We start from the raw sequence: 23,232 nt of genomic DNA, 5'->3' as shown, positions 1-23,232 counted from the left end.
TCTCTTGAAAAAGGTGGGAAGTTGTCAAAGACATGTAGCAATGAAAAGCCATTCTTTATTATGGCGTATCTTAAAACTTACTGAGGTGAATCTTTACCTGCCTTTTCAGCCTCTACTGCGTCATATTTTCTTGACGTGCCCCGGCACGACTGTGGAAAAATTCCTTGTTACGAATAAAAATTCGGCAAAATCTGTTTCCATCGAGGTTTGAAGACACGCCCTAGTATTTAAAAATTTCATCTAACATAATATTCACGCTGCGGGCATATGCCCTAGATCTGGCATTCGCCAGACACTCGACAGTCGTCGGGTCGTGAATACAGGAACGTTAAGTGAAATTCCAGTGAGAGTTATAGGCTTATGAAATGATATAATATAACTATCAAAAAAGAGGAGGGAAAAAGATGAAGTGGCAAGAAGTTCAACAGATTTTTCCGAATCAATTTGTGAAATTCGAAGTTCTTCATTCAGAAGAAACCGATCATCAAGAGATCATTGATGACGTAGCGGTAATTGGTCCGATCAGTGATGAAGAAGCGACTCGCGAATTATTGAATAGCCGAGATAAAACGCTGGTTTATCATACTTCCAAAGATCAAGTCGTAGTGAAGGTACGAAAAAATATAGGGTTAAGGAGAAGTCTTTAAATGAATATTGAATATCGAGACGGACTGTTATTTCCGTAAATAACAGTCCATTTTAATAAGCAGAAGAAAGTGATATCGAACATCGTGATCGACACGGTAGCAAGTAATAGTTTGATTTCACAAGATGAAGTGGATGAGATCGGGATACAAGTGAGTATGGGCGATGAAATTATAACTAGATATTTACGCTGCGTCCATTCGTCCTTGGTCTGACACCCAACATGCGTCGGGTCATGAATACAGCAACGTTATACGTAATGACTAAGAGCTGATTAAAATCCTTTGAATGGCAAGCCATTCTTAAATAAAGAACCCTTCGATCAACTTGAAGAAGACGAATTGGAAAAGTAAGATAGAATCAAAAACAAATAAGAAAAAGGGTGAAGTTGGAAATTACACTCGGATTTTTAAGGAAGCGCTTTATTACTTGAAACTGGGGAGGACTTCGAATGAGTTATCAAAATTGGGCTGGCAACTATACGTACGGCGCGACCGAAATGATCTATCCTGAAAGCGTGGAGCATCTACAGCAGTTAGTCAAAAAGCATCGGAAAATCAAGGTTTCGGGCAGCGGACATACGTTCAATGCGATTACGGATACGAATGGGATCTTCGTTACGCTGCGGCATTGGAACCGCATGTTGGCTTTGAACGAAGAACAAGGCACGGTAACGGTCGAAGGAGGAATTACATACGGGGAACTATGCGCGGAGCTCGCTCTGACTGATTATGCGCTTCATAATCTGGCATCGCTTCCTCATATCACGGTTGCCGGCGCCGCCGCTACGGCCACCCATGGTTCAGGCAGCCATAACGGAAGCTTGGCGGCAGCGGTGGAAGGGATCGAACTGGTCGACGCGAACGGAGAATTGCATACGTTTAGCCGCGGCGATGCGGAATTCGCCGGCGTCGTCGTGAACCTCGGCGCGCTCGGCATCGTGACGAAGCTGACGCTGAACGTCGTGCCGGCTTATTCCGTCAGACAGTTCGTTTATGAGAATCTGCCGCTTTCGCAGCTTGAAGAAAACGCGGAGGGCATCTTTACGGGCGCTTATAGCGTAAGTTTGTTCACGGATTGGCAGCAGCCGAGATTTCATCAGGTATGGACAAAAAGCCGGGAAGAAGATGGCGCAAGCTATGCCGGACATGCGGACTATTACGGAGCGCTGCCTGCGACGGTTCCTGTGCATCCGCTGCCGAACATGCAGGCGGAAAACTGCACGGAGCAGCTCGGTAAGCCGGGAATGTGGCATGAGCGGCTCGCGCATTTCCGTATGGAATTTACGCCGAGTGCCGGCAAAGAATTGCAGAGCGAATACTTGATGCCGCGGGAGCATGTATATGAAGCGGCGCTTGCCGTTCACCGGCTGCGGGAGCATCTTGCGCCGATCTTGTTCGTTGGCGAATTGCGTACGGTCGCAGCGGACGATTTATGGCTGAGCCCTTTTTGCGATCAACCTTCGGTGGCGTTTCACTTCACGTGGCGGGACGACTGGCAGGCGGTCGAGCGCGTGCTTCCGCTGCTGGAAGAAGCGCTGGCGCCGTTTCGCGCACGTCCGCACTGGGGCAAGCTGTTTACGGTACCGGCCGACGTCCTTCAGGGACAATTCGACAAGCTGCCGCAATTTCGGAAGTTGATCGACAAGTATGACCCTAACGGAAAATTCAGCAATACGTTTCTGGATACTTATGTTCGTCCAGCCCCGCCGTCACGTTGAGGCTGGACGAGGCTTTCGGGAGATGAATTGGCTGCTGCCCCGTCCCGCGTGAGAAAAGGCAGCAGCCTTTTTTTCGTCATATTCCCCATAATCAAGCTAAGGCCATTCCATGCTCGTTGAGCGATATATACGGCAAATTTATATTCGAAAACAGTCAGCCTAAAGCAGGAGCCAAGGCTATAACATGATCTCGAAACTATGGGATGAATATCATTCCGGGATCAACAAATTTGATAAACCGGGAGAATGCCTGTATATCGCGACTGCGGAAGAAAATGTGGTCGCCGTATGCGGATTGAATATTGATCCTTATCTGGGCCAGACGGATATAGGACGAGTCAGGCATTCAACTGTACAACAAAATCGGATTCGAGAATTCGAAAGAACGGTTCAAAGCAAGTCATATCATGAACTTGAAAAATAGAGCATAATCCAAAAAGTAAGGAGCCTGTGTATATGGACAAAAATTCGGCGTATCGTACAAACATTATTGGCGGTAGCGAAGCGGGCGTGGCGGTTTCGATCGATATGAGCACGCATGAAGTTCATCGGACCAACAGCTTGTTTTGGGATACTGCGGGAAACACCCTTCTAGGGGCAACTTCGCTTCCTTTGTACGGGGCATTCGTCTCCGAAGACAAATGCCGATTATTCGGAGACGTGGCAGGCAAGAAAATGTTGGAGATCGGTTGTGGCAGCGGGCAATCTTTGCAATATCATGGAGAGCGCAACGCCGGTGAATTGTGGGGGATGGATCTAGCCGAAAACCAGATTGAACAGACTCAAAAACATTTGGCGGCCAGCGGTCTTTCGGCAAAGTTGATCTGTTCTCCGATGGAAGAAGAATGCGGCATCCCGCAGGATTATTTTGACTTTGTTTATTCGATTTACGCGATAGGATGGACCACCGATCTTGAAGGCACGTTCAAGCGGATTGCTTCGTATCTGAAAAAAGACGGCGTATTTATTTTCAGTTGGTCTCATCCTATCCATAAATGCGTGGTCGCGGAAAACGATAGGCTTGCTTTTAAAAAATGCTATTTCGACGAATCGTGGTACTCGGTTGTTCTTGAAGAAAGCACGCTGACCTTATCGGATCGTAAATTATCTACCTACATAAACGAGTTGGCAAAAGCGGGCTTCGTCATCGAGCAAATGATTGAGGAATCCGATCCTGATCTGTTGCAATCGCGTGACAAAAACAGCGATTTTGCCGAAAAAGCAAAGATGCTTCCTGTAACTTTTGTGTTCAAAGCCAGAAAGCGATAGCGTTCGAAGATCCACTCGCAGTTCTGCATGCCGGAAAAGCAAGTCGCGAATTTACGGATAGGTAGCGTCTGACAAAACCGAGTCTGTCGCCGTTCCCAACAAGTTCGATCCCGAGTCGCATTAATCCGGCCCATATGTCGCAAAAGTACATGGTGCCGCCAAGCTTCTATCCTTTATACTCCCCTATATATCCGATAATGAAAATCATTATCATACATAAGGGGGATTTACGATGAATCAAGCACCGAAAAGGCAAGCAGGCGCAAATCGCGCGCAGGCTGCCCGCAAAACGAAGTTTTTAATGGGCTGCATGCTGGCTCTTGTATTGATTTTGACGGCTTGCGGCGGAGCGGGCACGAACACAAGTGCCAGCAATCAGACCGCGGCTACGCCGGCAACGACGGAACCGACTTCCGCGACGACGGAGCCGACCACCGAATCCGGCGGCGCTTACCCGGTCACGATCAAACATATGAAAGGCGAACTGACGCTGGAGTCCAAGCCGAAAACGATCGCCGTGCTCGACGTGAAGTTTTTGGATCAGATGCTGGCGGTAGGCGAAAAGCCGGCAGGCAGCGTTATCGCGGGCGGCAACACCGATTACCCGGAATATTTGGGCGATCAGGCGAACGGCGTACAGATGCTCGGCACGCGCGACGAACCGAACCTGGAAGCGATCACCGCGTTGAATCCGGATCTGATCATCATGACGGATTTCCAGGAAGAGCAGTACGAGAGCGTCAGCAAGATCGCGCCTACTCTTGTTCTTGATTTCTACGAAGACTGGCGCGATACGTTGGCCACGATCGCCCAAATTACCGACAAGCAAGACGAAGCGGAAAAAGTACGTACCGCTTACGAAGAGAAAGCAGCCGGGCTGAAAGCGCAACTGACCGAGAAACTCGGCGACGAGACGGTAGCTATTATTCGTCCGAGAAAAGAAGGCATTCGCGTCCACGGCGACGAGCACCGGATCGGCCAAATTTTGTACCAGGATCTGGGCTTGAACATGCCGGAAATGGTCAAAGGCATCGGCGAAGACGGCTCGATCGAAATTTCGATGGAAAAAGTTCCCGAGATCGGAGCGGATCGTTACTTCGTGCTGTCGGACGAATTGTTTGCCGCGGAAGCGGAAGCGATGGTTAACAATCCGGTCTGGAAATCGCTCGACGCGGTCAAAGAAGGACATACGTACGACGTGAGTTCGACGCTGTGGATCGCGTATTACGGTCCTCTCGCCATCAATCTGATCGTGGATCAAGCGTCCGAAGCCCTGCTGGGATCGAACTGATATGAGCGGCTACCTCTCCACGGATCTTTGGCGACAGACCGCAGACAAGCACTCGATCCTGCTCGGCAAGCCGCCTGAAAACTGCGTACGCGCCGTGGCTTTGCACGAGCTGTACGAAGAAGACGCGTGCCGCGCGTATATCGATTGGTTTCGGCAGTATATCGACGCGCCGGATCGGAGAGTGGCCGCATCCATGCTGGCCAAGCGGATCGGCTACCTCTGGACCGCTCCGCTGGTAACGGCCATGACTTTTCATCATCAGCATGTTTCGTTGGAGCTGCGGGACAGTTTTTTGTATCATCCCGCGGATGAGTCGGTGACGCGTTTTCCTTTTTTGGCGGCCGACGGCCTTCGGGCTGAAGCGCTGACGCATGACAGGGAGAGAAAGCGGGAGAAAGCGGTGGCGGACATGTTCGCGTCCCAGCTCACGCCGCTGTTGAAGACGCTATCCAAAGTCTCCGCGCTACCGATGAGCATTCTTTGGGAAAATATCATGGTGCGTATCGGCCCGCTGTATACGCCCGACGCTGACGATTCCGAACAGGAAATCCGGCAAGCGAGATCCGACTTTGCTTATCTGACGCAAGAAGCGCCCGGACAGGCATTCGACGAAAGAAAAAATCCGCTGACCCGCTTCACCACCTGCGAGAACGAGTTTCCGGTTGCCAAAAGCGAACGGATCACTTGCTGCTTTTACTACCAAATGTCGGACGAGTATTGCCGAAAGTGCCCGAAAATTGACACTGAGAATAAATCTCAACTAAAATGACAACAGCAACAACCTTACCTTTGCCGATAGTCTAGCCGCTTTTCGGCCAAGGATGCTATTGTCAGGAGTTGAGAAAAATGCCGCTGCACGAACAAACAAGCCTATGGAGCGATACGACGATCAAGATGCTGGACGGGTATAGCGGTACGTTACAGACAAGCCACACGCTTACTTTTGACGAAACCGAAGTGACCTCGAATCTGCTGCTGCTGGCGGTAGGCGGGGAAGGGGAGCTTGCAATGAACGGCGAAGTTTGCCACATTGGAGCTTCTTTTGCGTGCCATGTGGTAAAAGGAGCTTCTTTTACGCTGACGTCCAGATCGGACGAACTCTACTATATCGTGATTACATACAAAGCTTCTTCGCTAACCGGAGTGTCCCATGATCTGCCTTCGTATCGCAAACACCCGCTGCAAATCTCGTTTATTCAAAGCACGATGCTGCAAAACGAATGGGTGCAGACCGCGGAAAAGATCATCGCCAAATGGCGCCGCGGCGAAGGATTGGAATGTTTTCACGCCAATGCGCTGCTGCAAGGCATGATCTACGAGCTGATTATGGAATACGAATGCGGCCAAGGCGGCGAGGAGTCGGATATCGTGGAAATCGTCGCCTCGTATATCGCCTCGCATTACCGTCAGGACCTGGAGCTGAAAGATCTGGCGGCGCTTGCCGGATGCGGCGTCAGACAATTGCAGCGGCGGTTCAAGCAGGAAAAGCAGTTGGGACCGATGGAGTACGTGATTCAGTTGCGGATGGCAAACGCTTCGCGGATGCTGCATCATACGGAAGCTTCCGTCGGGGAGATCGCTGAACGGGTCGGCTATAGCGATACGTATTACTTCAGTCGCGCTTTTAAAAAAGTGTACGGCGTTCCTCCGCTGCATTACCGGCTGAACAAAGTATCGAAAACGGACGCGGATTACGCCACGGCTTTGCTGGAAAATCGCCTGGCTTCTTCATACGATTCTCCGCAAGGGCCGGTGATCTGCCATATGCGTGGCGAGTATCCGGTCACGGAATCGCCGCGGCGAATCGCCGTGCTTGACGTGCAATACGCGGATCATTTGCTGGCGCTTGGGTTGTGTCCGGCGGGAAGCGTGGGATCGGGCAGTTTGTCGGTCCATTTTCCGCAGTATATCCGGGCCGGGCTTCAAGATACGGAGCTGCTCGGAACCTACGAATACCCGGATCTGCCTGCCGTGGAAAAACTGTCGCCGGACCTCATCGTTTGTACCGAGGTGCATGAACCCTACATGGAACGGTTAAGCGCGATCGCTCCCGTGCTGATGTTCAAGCGCAACGAAAGTTGGCAGACCATACTGAGATTGTTCGGCGAACTGACCGGCAAACGGGCAGAAGCGCAGCGCATTTTGGCGGATTACCATCGGCGCACCGCTTTGCTGTCCGAAGAGTTGGCTCCCGTATTGGCGGGGAAAAGCGTGGCGTTGATCCGTCCGCTCGATTCGCTGGTTCGGGTGCATTCGGCGGCTCATCGCACAGGTGCCGTGTTGTATCGGGATTTGGGCTTGCCCGCGCCGTTGTTCGTAGCCGATGCTTCGGATACGGCGTATCATATTTCGGTCGATCGGCTTCCCGCCGTGCAGGCGAGTCACTACTTTTTGCTAAGCAACGAAGCGATGCAAGGCGGAATATCCGCGACCGAGCAACGGGTTCGGGTTATGCTGAATGCGGGCGACCGACAGCATATCCATGCGGTGGACGCGGCGACCTGGATCGGCTGCTACGGCCCGACAGGAATCAACGGCATCGTGGATCAGATCGAGCAAGCTTTGTTGGTTGGCGAGATCGGCAGGACTGCAAGCGAACGTATCGAATACTAAAGAGCAGAGCACAAGACATCGGCGGTCCTGTCCGGTGTCTTGTTTGAGGTTCTATACTGTAACGAAAAAGGAGCACTACCATGAACTTGATCCCCGAACAATGGCATTCCGCAAGACTCAGTCTATCCGATTTGAAAGAAAACGAAATCCCGGCTGTGCAAAAGCTTTACGAGACGAGTCGGTATATGAACGAATGGGACGGCGAAACGTACAAGCCCGACCATATCCAAAATTGTTTGTTCAACGGCAACCTGCCTCCCGGAGGAGTGTTGCGAAATTATAGGATGCAAACGGTCAGAAATCGGGAAAATGCGTCGCTTATCGGCATATTGAGCGTTTATCACGGGCATCCGAGCAGTGAATCCGTATATCTCGAATTTTTATATATCGATTCGAATATTCAAAAACAAGGCTTCGGTCAAGAGTTGACCAACCGATTCACGGAAGTCGTGGCCGATCTCGGTTATCGGGAAATTCGGCTTAACGTCGCGTTGAAAAATTGGCCGGCTTTACGGTTTTGGACGCAATGCGGGTTTGACCGCATCAGCGGCATATTCGGCGATCGCCAAATTTCGGACAACGCCTTCGCGAATTTGGAATTGGTCAAGACGTTATAACGGTATGGACATCTCGATGAACCTTGAACCGCACGGCTGGCTGGACGTTCTGCTTATATCCGATGCGGGCGAACGAATAGAAATCCCGGTTTCTTTTTTAACGGATGCTATTCATGATTGGGCCGAGCAAATATCCAGGCTGAAAGGCGACGTCCGCCAAGTCACGATCGTCATGCAGACCGAACCCGGAGAGTATCGGGCACGGATTTCGAAAATTTCGGATCAAGAAGTTCGATTCGAACTGCTCTGCATGAACGATAATTTCAGCTCGCAGCCTAACGAAGCGGGGAAAAAAGTGTTTGATCAGAATACACGCACGATAAAACTGAAAAAAACGGTGTACCGGGAATTGACCAAACTCAAAAATTTAGGGGCAGACGAGTACAAAAAAAGATGGGCTGAACCGTTTCCTTCGGAAGCCTATGAAAAAATCGACCGATCGCTCGGTTATGCAAACTCAACGAAAGGCTGGATGACATGAAAGCTTATATCCAAACCAACGCAAACGGCGAATTTTATAATATCAACGCTTTTTCCGCTTACGAAGGGTTTGCCGCGCTGGGGTGGGAGATCGTCAAATTTTACAACGTCGAGCAAATCGCGGATCGCGACCCGGCAACTATCGTGGTCGGCGGAATCGGCAATGTCCGAAAAAGGCTTGAACTGCTAGGCATGGAAAAAAAGACGGCCGAGATCGATTACCCGGATTCGCTGCAACCGTATTTCGGCAGAAAAATTTGGGCGACCACGCTTCGGACGCTGTTCGAGGACGAGCCAAGTTGGAACGTGTTTATCAAGCCGAAAGACATCACAAAAAAATTCGCCGGAAAAGTCGTCAAGCAATATGCGGACTTTATCGGATTGATGGAAGAAGGCACGGATACCGAGATATGGTGCTCGGAGCCTGTGGACTTCGTGACGGAGTGGCGCTGCTTTATCCGCTACGGCGAGATTCTCGATATCCGCGTGTATAAAGGAGCCTGGGATTCCAAATTAGACCTCGACGTGATCCGCAGCGCGGTGCGCGATTTTGCCGACGCGCCTGCCGCTTACGGTCTGGATTTCGGCATTGACCGCGACGGAACCATGAAGCTGGTCGAAGTGAACGACGGCCATTCTTTGGGAACGTACGGCATCGCGCCCGTGAATTATGCCAAGTTTCTTGCGGCCAGATGGGCGGAGTTGACGGGGACGACCGACGACCTGGTTCATTTATAAAAGGAGGGTTAAGATGAACGACTTTCTCGCAAAGTTCGAAGCACATTTTAAAGCCAACTTCCTGCAAGACCTGACGGATACGCTCGCCCAGACGCAAAACGAAAAAGTGTATGCCTGCGCGTTTGGAACCGACAGCGACTTTGGCACTCTATTCCTGGCGGTCAACACGGAAGAATCATTGGCTCGCCACATCGCCGACATGAAGCAAAAAGACTTATGCGATACGCCCGAGGACGAGATCTACTACCGCTGGGGCTGCTCCGAATATCAATATGGAGAAGACACACACCTGAACGGAATCAGTGACATCCTTCAGGAGATCGACAATGCTTATGATTACAAATACCGGATCATCGAGATTATCGTTCAAGTTCTGCGCGATACGGACGAGGCGGTCTTTCGGCAATATGGTCAATCCAAGACCGACATTGTCTTCTTCGTATCCATAACGGACGACGATGAGGCGGAGCGATTGGAGAACGAAACCGTCGTGCAGATGACAGAAGCGAAGCTTGCCGCCAGTTTCTTGAAGCGGTACGACGGGCAGCAGTAGGCGTATGCCATGCAATGTCTAAGGACTATCCAGCTGCGAACTTCAGTCCTGACGATGGTCAGAGACAGTCGCAGATCGCTATTCTTTTTCACAACCCGATCGCTGCCGCCCGTCGCCACACCATTGCTCTCCGCTCCAACGGAACCGTCTTCGCTACTGGAGACAGCCGCCAAGGCGAATGCAAGGTGAACGGCTGGCGGAATATGATCGCTGTAGCTGCCGCCAATGTTCACCAAGCAAGCAACACGGGAAGTTCGCATACCGTCGGACTGCGCTCGGACGGAACGGTACTCGCTGTCGGCTGGAATCAACAAGGCCAATGCGAAGTCAGCGAATGGCAGGACATTATCGCGATTGCTGCCGGTTGGCGTCGCACGATCGGTTTGACCGCGACAGGAACAGTTGTTGCAACTGGTCGCAACAACGAAGGCCAATGCGAGGTGAACGACTGGCACGATATCGTAGCGCTTGCGGCAGGCGATTGGCATACGCTTGGCTTGCAATCGGACGGTACGGTGATGAGGTCGGGCAATCGTCGGTACGGTCTGGCAGACTCGGATCGTTGGCGCGATATCAGAGCGATAGCGGCGGGCTATCTGCATAGTGTGGGAATACGGGCAGACGGAACAGCCGTCGCGGCAGGTTCCGACCAACATGATCAGTGTCAGGTGGATACGTGGCAGGATCTATCGGCAATCTCGGCGGGCAGCTATCACACCATCGGCTTGAAAAAAGACGGGACGGTACTCGCCACAGGCTCCAACGAGTACGGGCAATGTGACGTTGGCTCTTGGCGTGACGTTATCGCAATCTCCGCAGGCTGCACGCATACGCTTGCCCTTCGATCCGATGGCACGCTTTTGGCCGTAGGCAGCAATGAATATCGTCAATGCGAGGTGAAAAGTTTCCTGGGAAATTGACTTCCGATCTGCTGGATTCCAAGCTTCGCTTCGAACAGGGATTGTCCGTCTCATGGTCGTTCCATGCCAAAGGGCAGCGGTGGCGATTCCAGATCATGAAGAATATCCTGTTTACGAGCCGCACTGAATGAGTAGGAAAGGAGCCTTGCCTAATATGCACGCAATTACGCTGCAATCGACGCTTTCGCTGGATGCCTATCTTCAGCCTTCGGATTATATTGATTTTCATGATGCCGATATTCAGGAACGTATTCGAACCTTCGATCAGCCGACAGAGCTTGAACGGATTCAGGCTGCTTACGAGTTCGTACGTGATCAGATCGACCACTCGATGGACATTCGCAGCTCCGAAGTCACACGCCGGGCTTCTGAGGTTCTGCGGAAAGGCCACGGTATTTGTTACGCCAAATCGCATTTGCTGGCCGCGCTGTTAAGAGGAATGGGCATTCCGGCAGGGATGTGTTATCAACGGCTGGCTTGGGACGATACGGTTGAAGGCGGATATGTTCTTCATGCGTTGAACACGGTCTATTTGCGGGAAAAGGAGCAGTGGATCAGACTCGACGCGCGAGGGAATAAAACAGGCATAAACGCCCGGTTTTCCACACAGATCGAGCAATTGGCTTACAACACGCGATCTGAATTTGATGAAGTCGATTACGAGACCAACTTCCACGAGCCGCATCCTGCGATTATTGAGGCTTTGGAGAATCATTCAGACTGTATGCAGATGTGCGCTACGGGACTGCCGACGGAGTTAATTGACTAAGAGTTTGACTTGCCAATCAGGGAAAAAGCTGATCCATCGGCCATGATGAATCATTTATCGCAAGTGTGTCGTTCTTTGATCAAAGCAGTCTCGGCTATATACGCGGAGGCTGCTTTTTAATAGGTAGTAGAGTGGGAGGTAACGGGTAATGCTTGTTGAACGTTTATTCGTTATGGGAAAGGGGTAGCGTAGCTTATGTGTTTTTCAGACGAAGCAAAGATTGATTGGCAGAAATCGCAAATGGAAGAGTCGCATTCTCCGCTTTGGTCGTCAACACCGTGCATGGCTTGCAAAAACTGACCAAGGAAAAGGTGGAAGCAGAAATGAGGTCGAATTATACAAGATGCCTCCTGCCGAATCTCCAACTTAAAAACCGGGGAAGAACATATTAAGATCGAACAAATTCAGCGTTGAACAGATCGATGAGGAGGTAAACCCTATGAGCGAGAATAGGATCCAGGCGAAAAACGCTACGATTTGCACAGAGAGCTTCGGCGATCCCATTCATCCAACCTTGCTACTGATTATGGGCGCACAGTCTTCAATGATCTGGCGGACGATGCGATCCATGTGCTGGATGCTTACGGCATCGAGCGGGCGCATATTTTGGGGATGTCGCTCGGCGGGATGCTGGCACAGATAATCGCATTGCGGTATGCAGAGCGTGTCCAGAGTCTGGTTCTGCTCGCGACTTCCAACTTTGCTGTACATCTTCCGCCGATGGAGGAGAAGGTCGCGACCTTTTTTGCCAATATGGGAGCGGTTGATCTGACGGATCGGGAGTCTTTTGTTCGGTTTACTATCAATCGCTCAAGAGTGTTAGTGGGATCGAAGCATACGTTTGACGAGGAAAAAGTGGATACATTGGCGCAGCTGGATTTCGATCGAGCGAACCGTCCAAGCAGCATGACTAATCACGCGCTGTTAGCCGGTGGAGAGTCTGATATGGCGAGAACGAGCGAAATTACAGTGCCAGCTCTGGTTATTCACGGCGCCGAAGATCCGATTATTCCTCATGTGCACGGAGAGCATCTGGCGAGCGTTCTTCCGAATGCAGAGCTGTTGACCCTTGTAGGGAGTGGGCATGAGCTGCATGAGGATGATTGGGGTGTGGTGATTGGAGCGATTGTCGCACATGTGCAATAAACAAGGGGAGGTGTCGCATGCAGCAAATCTTTTTGGATATTAGGAATGGAAATGTGGAAGGGATCAGGAACATTTTAAAAGCCGGTGTTGACCCGAATCAAATCTACGAAAACAGTTGGACCTTACTGAAAGCAGCAGCCGAACATGAGCAAGTGGAAATCGTTCGACTGTTGGTGGAAAGCGGGGCAGATGTCAACCTACAGCCCAACGGAGGGTGGACAGCACTTCATCAAGCGGTGGACATGGCTATCGACGGAACGATCCAGACTGGCGGACAGACAGGGGATGAGCCGGTAGACCTTATTCAATATTTGTTGGAACATGGAGCCGATGCAGAGCTGCGGGATGCAAACGGAGATAGCGCTTTGGATATCGCAGAAGCTTATCAGTCGAAGAAGGTAATCGAAGTTTTGCGCAGCAACCTTAGCTGATAACGATACAGAATCCACAACTTTCGAAAGGATCGTGTCCCATGACAAAAGTAATCTTCGGTATGACGATGTCGCTCGACGGATTTATTAGCGATAAAGATGGCAACATTTCTATGCTGTATCCGAATCATCAGGAGTTTGGCGAATCCGAGATTATGCAAGAGGCCATTCGAGATACCGGAGCTGTCGTGATGGGGCGTCGAACCTTCGAATTGGCGGGTGATACCGACCATTATGCGGTGGATTATGAGTTTCAAGTGCCGATCTTTATCGTGACCCATCATACTCCTGACAAAAAGCCGCAAGAGAACGAAAGTATCAGTTTTACCTTTATAGATAAGATCGAGCAGGCGATTCAATTGGCGAAGCAAGCGGCTGGAGATCGGGATGTTACGGTAGTCGGCGGAGTGAGCATAGGTCAGCAATTGTTAAAAGCAGGGCTGGTGGACGAATTGCAAATCGGAATTATGCCGTTATTGCTGGGTAGCGGACAGAGATTGTTCGATGGACTTGGGGAGCTACCGATCACGCTGGAGAAAACGAGAGTGGTCGAAACGGGAGCGCGTACGGACATCTTTTTTGCGGTGAAAAATAAAGAAATCGGGGAGTAAGCATGCTGGATTCGCTTTTTAGTTTTTATAGGAAAAATTTGACGACTTATCGACTTGTGTTCCAATTCATGCGGACTTGGTATGTATTGATGCAGGTTTCTTTTCTTTGCTTTCTGTGTTCGACCTACTTTTCGGTTTACGGAGCTTTGGTCATGTTGCTTACGCAGGAATTGGTTTGGTTTAAAAGCGGAGTGATTGCGTTTATAGGCTCGGCTCTGTTTTTTGCGTTTTCGACATGGGGATTGAACGAGAAGGCCAAATGGATTTTGAAGCATCAATACGGTATGGGAACGATTAAAGGTATATGGAGAACTCCGGAATACGAGAATCTGCAAGCCGATCTGCTAAAAGACTATCTGAACGAACATCATCTGTACACGGACGAAAAGCTGAAGCTGTTGATCGAAGGCTATGAAAATGAGACTCGAAAAAACAAATATCCGGTCTTGCTGAATTCGGGGATCGTGATCTCGCTATCCGTCCCGTTATGGATTCAGTATGTGACGTTTATTTTCAGATCCGTAACTACGTTGGAAGAAGCGACTAGAGTTTTGATAAACGGTATTATTTTCGTTCTGATCGTGATCGCTTTGATCGGATTTACGAAATGGTTTTTCGGCGAATTCCATGAGGCTTTTCTTTTTGGAGAAAAAGCGCATCGCAAAACGTTGATCGAAAAACTTCAGGATGCAAGACTACGTTACCGAAAAGAGAAAGCTGCGGATAACGAAATTGCTCCTATCGCGAACCTGCGCAGAATTCGAGGAAGTTCGTCGCCGCGTATTTTAAGAACGTCTCGAAAGAAACGATGATGAAAAAAGAGTTCAAACCTACCTATAAAATCAAGCACTAACGAAGTTTATTTTACATAGAAAACAGGTGACCTATGGGGTGTATGGTTTTTATCGTGGCCTTGATCTTGTGCGGACTTGATTTCAAATGAAGATTACATCCGGTGAAGGAGACAGGTACATATGGGAGGTTGTCTAAAAAGTATTTTTGTTTTTATTGTGAGCTTGTTTGCTTCTTATTTTTTTTATATGTCTTTGGGGAGCATCATTATTGACTATATGAGCCAATTGTTTAGAGGGGAAAAAGTAGAAGTCATGGCTTACGCTTTTCAATGGGCGCCGTTATTGAGTTTGATGACTGCTTTGATTCCTACAGTTCTTGTTTTGCGAAAACAATACGCGGATCGGGCGGAAGCGTTGAAACAAAAAAGCGAAGAGGAACATTCAGCGGAATGAAAGATTTAAAAAACTCGCTTTGATAGCTTAACCTTAACGAGACCGAAACGGATTTTTGCCGGAAGCTTCTCGCTTTTCGAACCGGTGCTGCTTTTTCGGCAACAAAAAGGCCCGCCGCTAAGGCGAGCCTTTTATCTTTTTTACTCCAACCGCTCTTTCATCGCCTCATACATCTTCTCCGTGTACAGATCCACCTCATCGCGCGACATCCGAAGCCGTGCGACCGACGTCCCGTACCCGATCTCTTCCAAGCCGTTCTCCAGCCCTTCGAAAATGCCATCCGTGAACGCATCCAGCGGCTCGCCGTGCGTATGCTGTCCGGCTCCGCCCAAATCCGTATTCACGGCCGGAGGCGCGATCTCGATCACTTCGATCGACGTATGCGAGAGCTGGTGACGCAGGCTCATCGTGAAGGAATGCAAAGCAGCCTTGGTCGCCGAGTAGAGTGGAGCAACGGCCAGCGGCGTAAAGGCCAGGCCGGAAGTGACGTTAAGAATCGCCGAAGCTTCTTTTTGCGCGAAAAATGGAGCGAACATCAGCGAGAGATGCACCGGCGCGTCCAGATTGGTCGGGATCTCCCGGCTTACATCGCTCCAATTGACCGTGTCGGCTTTCAGTAGATTCAGCGGCTGCTGAATCCCGGCATTGTTCACCAGCACATTGATCTCCGGGTAGTTCGTTGTCGCCCAGCTGAACAGATCGATCCGGCCCGACTCGGTAGAGATATCGCTCACGTAAGTGACCAGACCGGGAACTTTGGCTTGGGCTTCGGTCAGTATTTCTTTGCGGCGTCCGCAGACAATCACCGTGTTGCCCAATTTCGCAAACCTTTCCGCAAAAGCCAATCCGATCCCTGAACCGCCGCCCGTGATCAAAATCGTATTTCCTGTCAATTTCATAAATGAACCTCTTTTCTATGAGTAGGATCGTCATCTGACTTCTTGTTGCCCGAAGCATCGTCTTTGTTTTTCCATCCGTTCACGCGCTTTTGGTAACGTTCGATCTTGATATTGATTCCGTCCAGCGCTGTATTCATCTCTTCAATCTCATTCAGCACCGCTTGTCTGTGTTTGAGCATCATATCTAGCCGCGGCTCTGTCGTTTGCTCGCCTTCGACGACCCAAGCCACATACTGGCGGATCGAGGAAAGCGGCATATGGGTGCGTTTAAGATTCAGGATCACCTGGAGCAACGTCATATGAAAGTCCGAAAACAATCGCCTTCCGGCTTCGTCGCGTTGCAGGTAGGGAAGCAGTCCTTTTTTCTCGTAATATCTCAGGGTCGATTCGGGAACGCCGTAATGCGCTGCGGCTTCGCTAATCGATTTGTTTGTCATGGCGGAGGCCTCCGAAATTGAAATGTATATGTCGACAAGCTCATAATAGTTCTTAAACCATAGTTCAAGTCAAGCGTCGTTTTTAAGGAAAAAAAGAATTTTATCCTTTGGTACCGAGCCGAACGAAGGAAACGAACGCCATAACGCGAAACTTAACAGGATGAAGCCAAATTTTGTTCGAAAAGAGGCGAGCAGCATGCAGACCACCCAAAAGCTGTTTCAGCATGTAGACTGGGCGAATCAGGAAATACTAAAGGCTTTGCGCAATACAGAAATAAAAGGAAAATCATTGGAGTTATTCGCGCATATCCTGCTTGCCGAGCGGGTATGGCTGACGAGGTTGCGAGGAGAAGACAGCTCGGGCTTGCCGATCTGGGCGGAACTGGATCTTGGTCATTGCGAGGAACTTATGGAGCAGAACGCAAAAGGCTTCCGTGCTTTTTTGGCTGATCCGCTGCTGTCCGATCCCGAACGCATTGTGGCGTATGCCAACAGTAAGGGGATGCTGTTCGAGAACGCAGTCGGAGATATTTTGGCACATGTCACGCTGCACGGCCAGTATCATAGGGGACAGATCAATCTGCTGCTCCGGGAAAATCATTTTGAGCCGGTAAGCCTGGACTATATTATGTTTGTTCGATAAAAAGGAGAGAGCCCGATGCTTGAAGCCCTTAACGCATCTGTAAGCTTAACCGGCCTGATCTGGCTGGGCCTGGTGATGTTCGTCATTCATGATCTGGAAGAAATCATCTGGATTAAAGCGATTCGTTCAAAAGGAAAAGCGCATGTCCTGAATCGAATTCCAAAGCCATTGGTATCCATGTTCGACCGCCTGTTGGATACGACGAGCGCACAGTTTGCGGTAGCCGTGCTTTTGGAGACGTTGATCCTGACCGTCGTGACGTTTGCCGCTGCCGAAAAAGGTTGGTATCTGGGCTATCTGGCATTCATGACCATCTTTCTCCTACATGTGTTTACGCATATCGGACAAACGATCCTGCTGCGCATGTATACGCCGGGCGTGGTCACTGCGCTTCTGGTCGTGTTTCCCTTCACAAGTTATACGCTGTATCGAATCGTTGCTTCATCCCCGGTCACTACACACGACGTGCTTATCAGTATTCCGTTCGGTTTTCTGATCGTACCGGTGGTGCTGATTGGGCATGCCATAGGAAAGAAGGTTGCATTGCCCTGAAGCTTCAGTCCTGCTATACTTCCGGTATATCATTTGTACTGGGGGTTATACCGTGGCAACTTGGATCGCACCGGATTGCTCGTTTGCTAGAAAGGCCTTACGCAGAGCCTGAAAAGGGGCGGACTTTGTGTAGGGCGACGAGACCTATCGTGATCGTCCCCCGAATGTGGGCTTGGCAGGTTCCGAAGAGCCGCAAGTCTCCTTCAAGCAGCATGAATCTTTAACTCCGCAGGCTTTGCACCTTATCTTTTTTTCCAAACCAAATAAGGGGCTGAGAGCTATGCAAAATCCAACACCGTTTATTCATAATCACCAACTGAACGTTATTAAAAAACAAGCCAACTTCCTGTTGAAAACACTTCGCAGTGTCGCGGATCGCAAAGTGCTGGATACCGTGCGTGATACGGCTGTCGGCAAAGCGATGGACGTGTTTGACGAGTTGACTGCCGACCAGAAAAAACTGTTGGAGCGACTGGCCGAACAAGAAGAAGCCCAACATATTCAGGACTATTTGGATTCACTGGAACCGTACCTGGTACCGTTTCCCGAAGTGACCGCCAAGCAGGCACAGAAGCTGTTCCCGAAAGTGAAAAAGCTTAAACTCCCGGATCTGGAACGACTGGATTACGCGCATACGACTTATCTGAGATGGGTCGATATCGCTACAAATCGTTTATTCATCGTCTATGGACAGCCGGATCATTTTGTCGGAGTTGAAGGCCGGATCACGCCCACGAACAAAAAAGGCTTCTGCATGTTCTGCAACCGGCATCAGGAATTGGGATTCTTTAACGTGAAGCTCAAAGGCAGTTCGCCGGATCATTTCTCTTCCGTCGGTCAATACATCTGCATGGATGACGAAGCTTGCAATCATAGCATCACGGACAAAGCGCCGCTGGAAAAGTTTTTGGTTTCGGTAGCGAAGTAGTTTCGGCGGCGACAGCGAATATAAGGGAATAAGAAAAAGGCCGCTCTCAAAAGCGGCCTTTAGGCTGTCGCGAAAGTTGCGTAGACGCGCGAAACGAGCCGACTCCAAGAAAAATTGCCAGCATAGGCTTCCGAAGTGCATTTCTTCGAAATCCTGTATTTCACTGAATTTTCTCTCCGCCGTCTCGCTTCAGGTTTCGTCGGACTTTCTCGCCAGTCTTTCTTGGTCTCTTCTTCGTGTATTGTCTTTAAGCAAGACAGGATGCGGATTTTGAAAATAAGTGCGAATATGCACTTTTTTTCTTCGAATTTTACGTTCTCGGAAGAATAAGTGCGGATATACACTTAATTGCTCGCTCTTGGGCTATTTTACTCGTTTTTTTTTCAAATAGTTGCAGATTCGCACTTGTTTGAAGATTCGGGAGCAAATCGATCGAAATAAGTGTATTTTAGCGCTTATTTCAACCACATTGGGTCATCGAGCCACACTGGGCTATCGAACCTCATCAAGCGGGCGAACCCTTTCATTCTTTTTCCCGACAACCGAAGGCCGCTCCCAAGAGCGGCCTTTTTCCCACGGAAACACTGATTTTTTACGTCGTTCCGAAAAGCTCTAACGATACCCTAAGCTTTCGGTAAAATGGCGAACAACCCAATAAATGCGAACATGCTTTTATTTTTTCGGAACCCGGATCGGAATCGTCTACTCGATCTCCCCGCGCTGCTTTTTCAGTACATACAGCGTATAGGCTATCGCCGGAAGCGCCATCTGAAGCTGGTAATACGAAGTGCCGGGCAGGCCGATACCGGCTTCGAATAACCAGATGCGTTTGCGGTCATCGAGGCCGAGATCGAGCGCGACTTCCTGAAAGCCGCCGCCGCTTGCTTCTTCCAGATAATTCGCCATGCGCAAAGCATAGTCGTCGATACGAAGATGCAGAGGGCCGTCTTCTTTTTCGCCGAACTGATTGCGCAAAAAGTCTCCCCACGTGCTGGTACCGCGATACGTGCTTTCGGAGTTGGTGACCCGGACATGCGGAGTCAGCGACAAGCCGATCGAATGAAAAGCTACGGTCCAGCGGTTTTGGCCGTTTTTGGACAGATGGACGCGCACGTGAAAAGGATGGCCTTGCGGGGTTACGCTGTGGATCATTTTTTGCGCGAAATACTTTTTGGCTTTGAGCATTTCGGTCAAACGAGGCAGATCTTCGCGCGAAAAGCGATGCAGATACTGCTGATCGAACAGCTCGATCACATCGTTTTTCAATTCGACCGTCAGCGCGTTTTTACCCAAATATCCGCCGTTCGTTTTGAAAATGACTTTTTCGTGCCGCTCGATAAACGCCATCAGGCTGTCGGAATCTTTGACGGTCATGTACGGGATCAGGCTTTGGCTAAGCTGCTCGTTTCGTTGAATGATCCGGTACACTTTGCTTTTGTTCATGGAACGTCCTTTGATCGTGTGGCCCATCGGGATGCCTTCGAGCTTGCGGTACGCTTCCGCGAACAAAGCGATGCCGCGCCGCCTCGTGTAGTCGTAGATCGCGTCGGGGTACGGAAACTCGCCGCTGACCCATTCGTCGTTTTCCAGCTTCATGCCGATGATGGTGTTTTCTTTGATGCCGGACATGCGAAAATAGTAAAAGTCCGCTCCGTGATACGCTGCCGCCACCGCGCAAGCGCGCGGCAAATCCGGCGGGATTTTCCACCCCAGCATCATGCCGATCAACGGTTTTCGGTTCATTCTTGCTCCTCCTTCATCGGCTGTCCGTCCTCGTCCAATTCCCCGCGATGCCGTTTGAGCACGTACAGCGTGTACGCGATCGCGGGCAGCGACGCCTGCATCTGGTAATACGGCGAACGCGGAAGTCCGAGTCCCGCTTCGAACAGCCAGAACTTGCCTTTGCTGTCGACGCCGAGATCCAAGCCGACCTCATGAAATTCGCCGTCGATCTTTTTTTCCAAAAACGCCGCCAGCTTCAGTCCGTATTCTTTCAAACTTTCGTCCGTCGGCCCGCCTTCGTCTTCGCCGAATTGATGTTCCAAAAAGTCTTTCCACGTACTCGTTCCCCGATACGTAAAATCGCTGTTGGTGACTTTGACCTGCGTCATCAGCGACATCGTGACCGATTTGTACGGCACGGTCCATTGATTTTGCCCGTTTTTGGAGACGTGCACGCGAATATGAAAAGGAAAACCGTGCGGCGTCACGCTGCGGATCATTTTTTGGGCGCAATACTTGAGCGGGATCATTCCTTCGAGCAGGTCAAGCGTTTGCTGCCGGTCCAGCCGATGCAGATGCTGCTGGTCCGACAGTTCGACGGTGCCGTTTTTTTTCAACACGAGCGTAAACGCGTCCCTGCCCATGAACCCGCCGTCCGGCTTCAGGATGACGCGTTTGTGCTTTTCGATAAACGCCCAGCCTTTTTCCGCTTCGCGCAGCGTCATGAACGGGATCAGATGCTTTTTGAGTTCTTCGTCGCCGCGGATCATGTTGTACACTTTCGTTTTGCCCATCGAACGGCTGCGGAGCGTATGGCCCATCGGGACATGTTCCAGTTTGCGGTACGCTTCCTTGAACAACGGATTGCCTCTGCGGCGGGTATTGTCGTAAATAACGTCGGGATAGCGGAACTCTTTTTCCAACCATTGATTGTCTTCCAACCGCATGCCGATAATCGTATCTTCCTTAATATCGCGAGTCTGAAAAAAATAAAAGTCCGCTCCGTAATGCGAAGCCGCCAGTGAACACGCTCTCATCAAATCTTGTCGGACCGGCCAGCCCAGCATCATGCCGATCAGGGGTTTGGGGTTCATGGAATTCTGCCTCCTGCATTCTGGATGGTATAATTGGCTTAAGCCCATTTTACCCTAATTCGAAGATACGCCAAAAAAATGAATTCCAAAAGGGCAACTTGACTCCGAAAAGGAAAGGACAAGGACTCATGAACGATCGGATGCGCACTATGGTAAAATAGGATTGAATCTTTTCGAAAAACGAACCCAAGGAGGAGTGAACATGAAATGGCAGGAAGTAAGAACACTTTTCCCCGACCAATTCGTCCTGGTTTCGATCTTGGGCTATCATGAAGAGGGCGAAAAGAAAATCGTGGATGAAGTAGCTCCTATTCGTGCTTTGTCTGATTCAGAAGCGAATAAGGAATTTTTTCGAACAGAACCCGGTAAGTTCGTGTATCACACAACCCATCCCGAATTCATTATTCGAATTCGCAGAGATCCATTGATGAGAGTGAGACGTCAAAATCATGAAGATCAACTATGACGGCAATCTGATTACGACTTCGTTGTTTCTTACATTCAGAGGAGTTTCCTTGCAAGTTGATGATGTCGTGATTGACACTGGCGCTTCGCACACTGTTATAAGTCCTGATGCCGTTGAAGAGATAGGTATTTGTTACGAGACAGGAGATATCGTATATGAAGCCTACGGAATCGGAGGAAGTGTTCCTTTTTATACAAAAGTGATGGATGAAATTCGAATCGGACAAACGTCAGTTACAGGCGTGGAGATTGACATTGGGGTCTTGCCGAAAGAACATAAAGGTCTTCTTGGATTGGATATCTTAAAAAAGAGCGGCTTTATTATCGATCTAAGTAAATTGGAATTACGTTTACCCTAGTTTTTTAGGTGCAGAGAAAGAAAACTAAAGCGATTTACCTTCAATAAAAGGCAAATCGCTTTTTGTCTTAGTTCGGTTTAGAAAGGAGACACATAAAATGAAATCCATGTCTGCCGAACAAGAGGAATCATTGGGAATCAAAGCTGTGCATCACGAAATGGATAACGGAGAAAAGCGTTTCCGATTGGTCGGTTCCGACGGCAGTTCCTATATTCGTACGGAGAGCGCGGCGGATGGAGCTTGGCAGAATAGCCATTTTCATGAGCGGATGTAGGAAATTTATATCGTGGAAAAAGGCTGGATCGTTTATGCAGAGTTAACGGATGAGCAGGATTTCGTATTGCGTTTGCTTGAAAAAGGAGAGAGTATACACGTTCATCCCAAGCATCCTCACAATATTTACATGCCGCCGGATTCGGTTACGCATGTAGTGAAATTCGGTGGCGATCCCCAGATCGACCCGGATTGGTTTGCTTCAGCGGAGTTGGACGGATTGACGAGATACTTAAGTGATAAGGAACTACGTGAACGTTTGGCGGCATCATCGCAAGCCGTTGAGTTTCCTTAGTCATTCGTCTATAACTTCAGTACCGTCACCGGCTCATTGTCGCACACTTCGCCGTTATCGCGGAAGCCGAAGCTTTCGTACAACTTTTTCGCGGCAACATTATCGGCTTCATACTGAATCCAGCAGTATGTGGCAGGCCCGGCAGGATAGGTGCGAATAAATTCCAAAATCTTAATCATGGCTTCGCGTCCGTAGCCTTTTCCCTGGTACTCCCGATCAATCATCAGGCGTAAAATACAGTAACTGTCGTGCGCGATCGACGGGATTTCGTAACCGGTGATGCCGTACGTAATCATCACGAAGCCGACAGGCTGCTCATCTGCGTATATAGCCAGAGGAAAAGGCGTGCCGCCGTTCGTCAACAGGACATAACAGGAAGCGACGCTGGACAGATTGGACGTCACGAAGCGATTTTGATCGTCGGCGACTTCCAGATTGAAGATTTGGCGACGGTTCTCCAGGGTGATTTTACAAAGAGAGATCATGATATATCTGCTCCTTCCAAAATAGAATGG

General features: G+C 49.8%; 30 protein-coding genes and 1 pseudogene. 26 read left to right on the top strand and 5 right to left on the bottom strand.

All coding sequences use genetic code 11. The annotated features are described in order from the left end of the window. From WKI47_RS08950 to WKI47_RS08860, 19 genes and pseudogenes are all read left to right on the top strand, one after another. The coding region (locus WKI47_RS08950; protein ID WP_340226810.1) for a hypothetical protein at window positions 1–211 on the top strand (211 nt) is incomplete at its 5' end. A 193-nt stretch (window positions 212–404) separates the two neighbouring features. After that, window positions 405–647, top strand: a complete 243-nt coding sequence (locus tag WKI47_RS08945; RefSeq protein ID WP_340226809.1) for a hypothetical protein — start codon at window positions 405–407, stop codon at window positions 645–647. A gap of 449 nt (window positions 648–1,096) precedes the next feature. Continuing rightward, complete coding sequence (locus tag WKI47_RS08940; protein WP_340226808.1) at window positions 1,097–2,365, top strand: FAD-binding protein; 1,269 nt, start codon at window positions 1,097–1,099, stop codon at window positions 2,363–2,365. Window positions 2,366–2,549: 184 nt separating this feature from the next. Then, window positions 2,550–2,789: a hypothetical protein gene (locus WKI47_RS08935; RefSeq protein ID WP_340226807.1), complete on the top strand. Its 240-nt coding sequence runs from the start codon at window positions 2,550–2,552 to the stop codon at window positions 2,787–2,789. Between the two features lie 32 nt (window positions 2,790–2,821). Then, window positions 2,822–3,634, top strand: a complete 813-nt coding sequence (locus WKI47_RS08930; RefSeq protein WP_340226806.1) for a class I SAM-dependent methyltransferase — start codon at window positions 2,822–2,824, stop codon at window positions 3,632–3,634. 232 nt (window positions 3,635–3,866) lie between these two features. Further along, window positions 3,867–4,925, top strand: coding sequence for an iron-siderophore ABC transporter substrate-binding protein (locus tag WKI47_RS08925; RefSeq protein WP_340226805.1), 1,059 nt, complete (start codon window positions 3,867–3,869; stop codon window positions 4,923–4,925). A 1-nt stretch (window position 4,926) separates the two neighbouring features. Continuing rightward, entirely contained in the window at window positions 4,927–5,694 is a 768-nt protein-coding gene (locus tag WKI47_RS08920) for a ferric iron reductase (protein WP_340226804.1), read from the top strand. A 77-nt stretch (window positions 5,695–5,771) separates the two neighbouring features. After that, a complete protein-coding gene (locus tag WKI47_RS08915) occupies window positions 5,772–7,538 on the top strand; it encodes an AraC family transcriptional regulator (RefSeq protein ID WP_340226803.1) in 1,767 nt (588 codons plus the stop codon). Between the two features lie 80 nt (window positions 7,539–7,618). Next, on the top strand, window positions 7,619–8,155 hold the full coding sequence (locus WKI47_RS08910) for a GNAT family N-acetyltransferase (RefSeq protein WP_340226802.1): 537 nt from the start codon (window positions 7,619–7,621) through the stop codon (window positions 8,153–8,155). A gap of 4 nt (window positions 8,156–8,159) precedes the next feature. Then, on the top strand, window positions 8,160–8,636 hold the full coding sequence (locus tag WKI47_RS08905) for a hypothetical protein (RefSeq protein ID WP_340226801.1): 477 nt from the start codon (window positions 8,160–8,162) through the stop codon (window positions 8,634–8,636). Next, on the top strand, window positions 8,633–9,373 hold the full coding sequence (locus WKI47_RS08900; RefSeq protein WP_340226800.1) for an ATP-grasp domain-containing protein: 741 nt from the start codon (window positions 8,633–8,635) through the stop codon (window positions 9,371–9,373). The genes WKI47_RS08905 and WKI47_RS08900 overlap by 4 nt, the downstream gene beginning before the upstream one ends. A gap of 13 nt (window positions 9,374–9,386) precedes the next feature. Then, on the top strand, window positions 9,387–9,926 hold the full coding sequence (locus WKI47_RS08895; RefSeq protein WP_340226799.1) for a DUF4303 domain-containing protein: 540 nt from the start codon (window positions 9,387–9,389) through the stop codon (window positions 9,924–9,926). Between the two features lie 14 nt (window positions 9,927–9,940). Next, on the top strand, window positions 9,941–10,846 hold the full coding sequence (locus WKI47_RS08890) for a chromosome condensation regulator (protein ID WP_340226798.1): 906 nt from the start codon (window positions 9,941–9,943) through the stop codon (window positions 10,844–10,846). Between the two features lie 154 nt (window positions 10,847–11,000). Next, window positions 11,001–11,615, top strand: a complete 615-nt coding sequence (locus tag WKI47_RS08885) for a transglutaminase family protein (RefSeq protein WP_340226797.1) — start codon at window positions 11,001–11,003, stop codon at window positions 11,613–11,615. Window positions 11,616–12,054: 439 nt separating this feature from the next. Beyond that, window positions 12,055–12,761: pseudogene (locus tag WKI47_RS08880) on the top strand (alpha/beta fold hydrolase). A 17-nt stretch (window positions 12,762–12,778) separates the two neighbouring features. After that, a complete protein-coding gene (locus WKI47_RS08875) occupies window positions 12,779–13,192 on the top strand; it encodes an ankyrin repeat domain-containing protein (protein WP_340226796.1) in 414 nt (137 codons plus the stop codon). 41 nt (window positions 13,193–13,233) lie between these two features. Further along, window positions 13,234–13,803, top strand: a complete 570-nt coding sequence (locus WKI47_RS08870; protein WP_340226795.1) for a dihydrofolate reductase family protein — start codon at window positions 13,234–13,236, stop codon at window positions 13,801–13,803. Between the two features lie 152 nt (window positions 13,804–13,955). Then, a complete protein-coding gene (locus tag WKI47_RS08865; RefSeq protein WP_340226794.1) occupies window positions 13,956–14,615 on the top strand; it encodes a hypothetical protein in 660 nt (219 codons plus the stop codon). A 162-nt stretch (window positions 14,616–14,777) separates the two neighbouring features. Continuing rightward, window positions 14,778–15,050 carry a hypothetical protein gene (locus WKI47_RS08860; protein ID WP_340226793.1) on the top strand — a complete coding sequence of 91 codons (273 nt, stop codon included), beginning with the start codon at window positions 14,778–14,780 and terminating at the stop codon, window positions 15,048–15,050. 140 nt (window positions 15,051–15,190) lie between these two features. Here the strand turns inward: WKI47_RS08860 and WKI47_RS08855 are convergent, their stop codons facing one another. Next, complete coding sequence (locus WKI47_RS08855) at window positions 15,191–15,949, bottom strand: SDR family oxidoreductase (protein WP_340226792.1); 759 nt, start codon at window positions 15,947–15,949, stop codon at window positions 15,191–15,193. Continuing rightward, window positions 15,946–16,386: a MerR family transcriptional regulator gene (locus WKI47_RS08850; protein ID WP_340226791.1), complete on the bottom strand. Its 441-nt coding sequence runs from the start codon at window positions 16,384–16,386 to the stop codon at window positions 15,946–15,948. Before WKI47_RS08850 ends, WKI47_RS08855 begins: the two co-directional genes overlap by 4 nt. A 196-nt stretch (window positions 16,387–16,582) precedes the next feature. Between WKI47_RS08850 and WKI47_RS08845 the strand changes: the two genes are divergently transcribed. From WKI47_RS08845 to WKI47_RS08835, 3 genes are all read left to right on the top strand, one after another. After that, a complete protein-coding gene (locus WKI47_RS08845; RefSeq protein WP_340226790.1) occupies window positions 16,583–17,029 on the top strand; it encodes a DinB family protein in 447 nt (148 codons plus the stop codon). A gap of 15 nt (window positions 17,030–17,044) precedes the next feature. Continuing rightward, window positions 17,045–17,581: an HXXEE domain-containing protein gene (locus tag WKI47_RS08840; protein WP_340226789.1), complete on the top strand. Its 537-nt coding sequence runs from the start codon at window positions 17,045–17,047 to the stop codon at window positions 17,579–17,581. A gap of 280 nt (window positions 17,582–17,861) precedes the next feature. Then, window positions 17,862–18,509 carry a FusB/FusC family EF-G-binding protein gene (locus WKI47_RS08835; RefSeq protein ID WP_340226788.1) on the top strand — a complete coding sequence of 216 codons (648 nt, stop codon included), beginning with the start codon at window positions 17,862–17,864 and terminating at the stop codon, window positions 18,507–18,509. Between the two features lie 702 nt (window positions 18,510–19,211). Here the strand turns inward: WKI47_RS08835 and WKI47_RS08830 are convergent. Then, the gene (locus WKI47_RS08830) at window positions 19,212–20,252 is read right to left on the bottom strand and encodes a YheC/YheD family protein (RefSeq protein WP_340226787.1); all 1,041 of its coding nucleotides are present in this window, start codon (window positions 20,250–20,252) and stop codon (window positions 19,212–19,214) included. After that, window positions 20,249–21,325, bottom strand: a complete 1,077-nt coding sequence (locus WKI47_RS08825; RefSeq protein WP_340226786.1) for a YheC/YheD family protein — start codon at window positions 21,323–21,325, stop codon at window positions 20,249–20,251. The genes WKI47_RS08830 and WKI47_RS08825 overlap by 4 nt, the downstream gene beginning before the upstream one ends. 202 nt (window positions 21,326–21,527) lie before the next feature. Between WKI47_RS08825 and WKI47_RS08820 the strand changes: the two genes are divergently transcribed. From WKI47_RS08820 to WKI47_RS08805, 4 genes are all read left to right on the top strand, one after another. Continuing rightward, window positions 21,528–21,791, top strand: a complete 264-nt coding sequence (locus tag WKI47_RS08820; protein ID WP_340226785.1) for a hypothetical protein — start codon at window positions 21,528–21,530, stop codon at window positions 21,789–21,791. Next, complete coding sequence (locus tag WKI47_RS08815) at window positions 21,775–22,149, top strand: retropepsin-like aspartic protease (protein WP_340226784.1); 375 nt, start codon at window positions 21,775–21,777, stop codon at window positions 22,147–22,149. The genes WKI47_RS08820 and WKI47_RS08815 overlap by 17 nt, the downstream gene beginning before the upstream one ends. A gap of 97 nt (window positions 22,150–22,246) precedes the next feature. Further along, window positions 22,247–22,423, top strand: coding sequence for a hypothetical protein (locus WKI47_RS08810; RefSeq protein WP_340226783.1), 177 nt, complete (start codon window positions 22,247–22,249; stop codon window positions 22,421–22,423). 12 nt (window positions 22,424–22,435) lie between these two features. Further along, window positions 22,436–22,717: a hypothetical protein gene (locus WKI47_RS08805; protein WP_340226782.1), complete on the top strand. Its 282-nt coding sequence runs from the start codon at window positions 22,436–22,438 to the stop codon at window positions 22,715–22,717. 8 nt (window positions 22,718–22,725) lie between these two features. Here the strand turns inward: WKI47_RS08805 and WKI47_RS08800 are convergent, their stop codons facing one another. Further along, complete coding sequence (locus tag WKI47_RS08800) at window positions 22,726–23,202, bottom strand: GNAT family N-acetyltransferase (protein WP_340226781.1); 477 nt, start codon at window positions 23,200–23,202, stop codon at window positions 22,726–22,728. Window positions 23,203–23,232 lie beyond the last annotated feature (30 nt).

Source organism: Saccharibacillus sacchari (genome assembly GCF_037722395.1).
In the GTDB taxonomy this organism is placed as follows: domain Bacteria; phylum Bacillota; class Bacilli; order Paenibacillales; family Paenibacillaceae; genus Saccharibacillus; species Saccharibacillus sacchari_A.
Note: the sequence above shows the minus strand (reverse complement) of the source record. Positions and strands in the feature narration are given on the sequence as shown.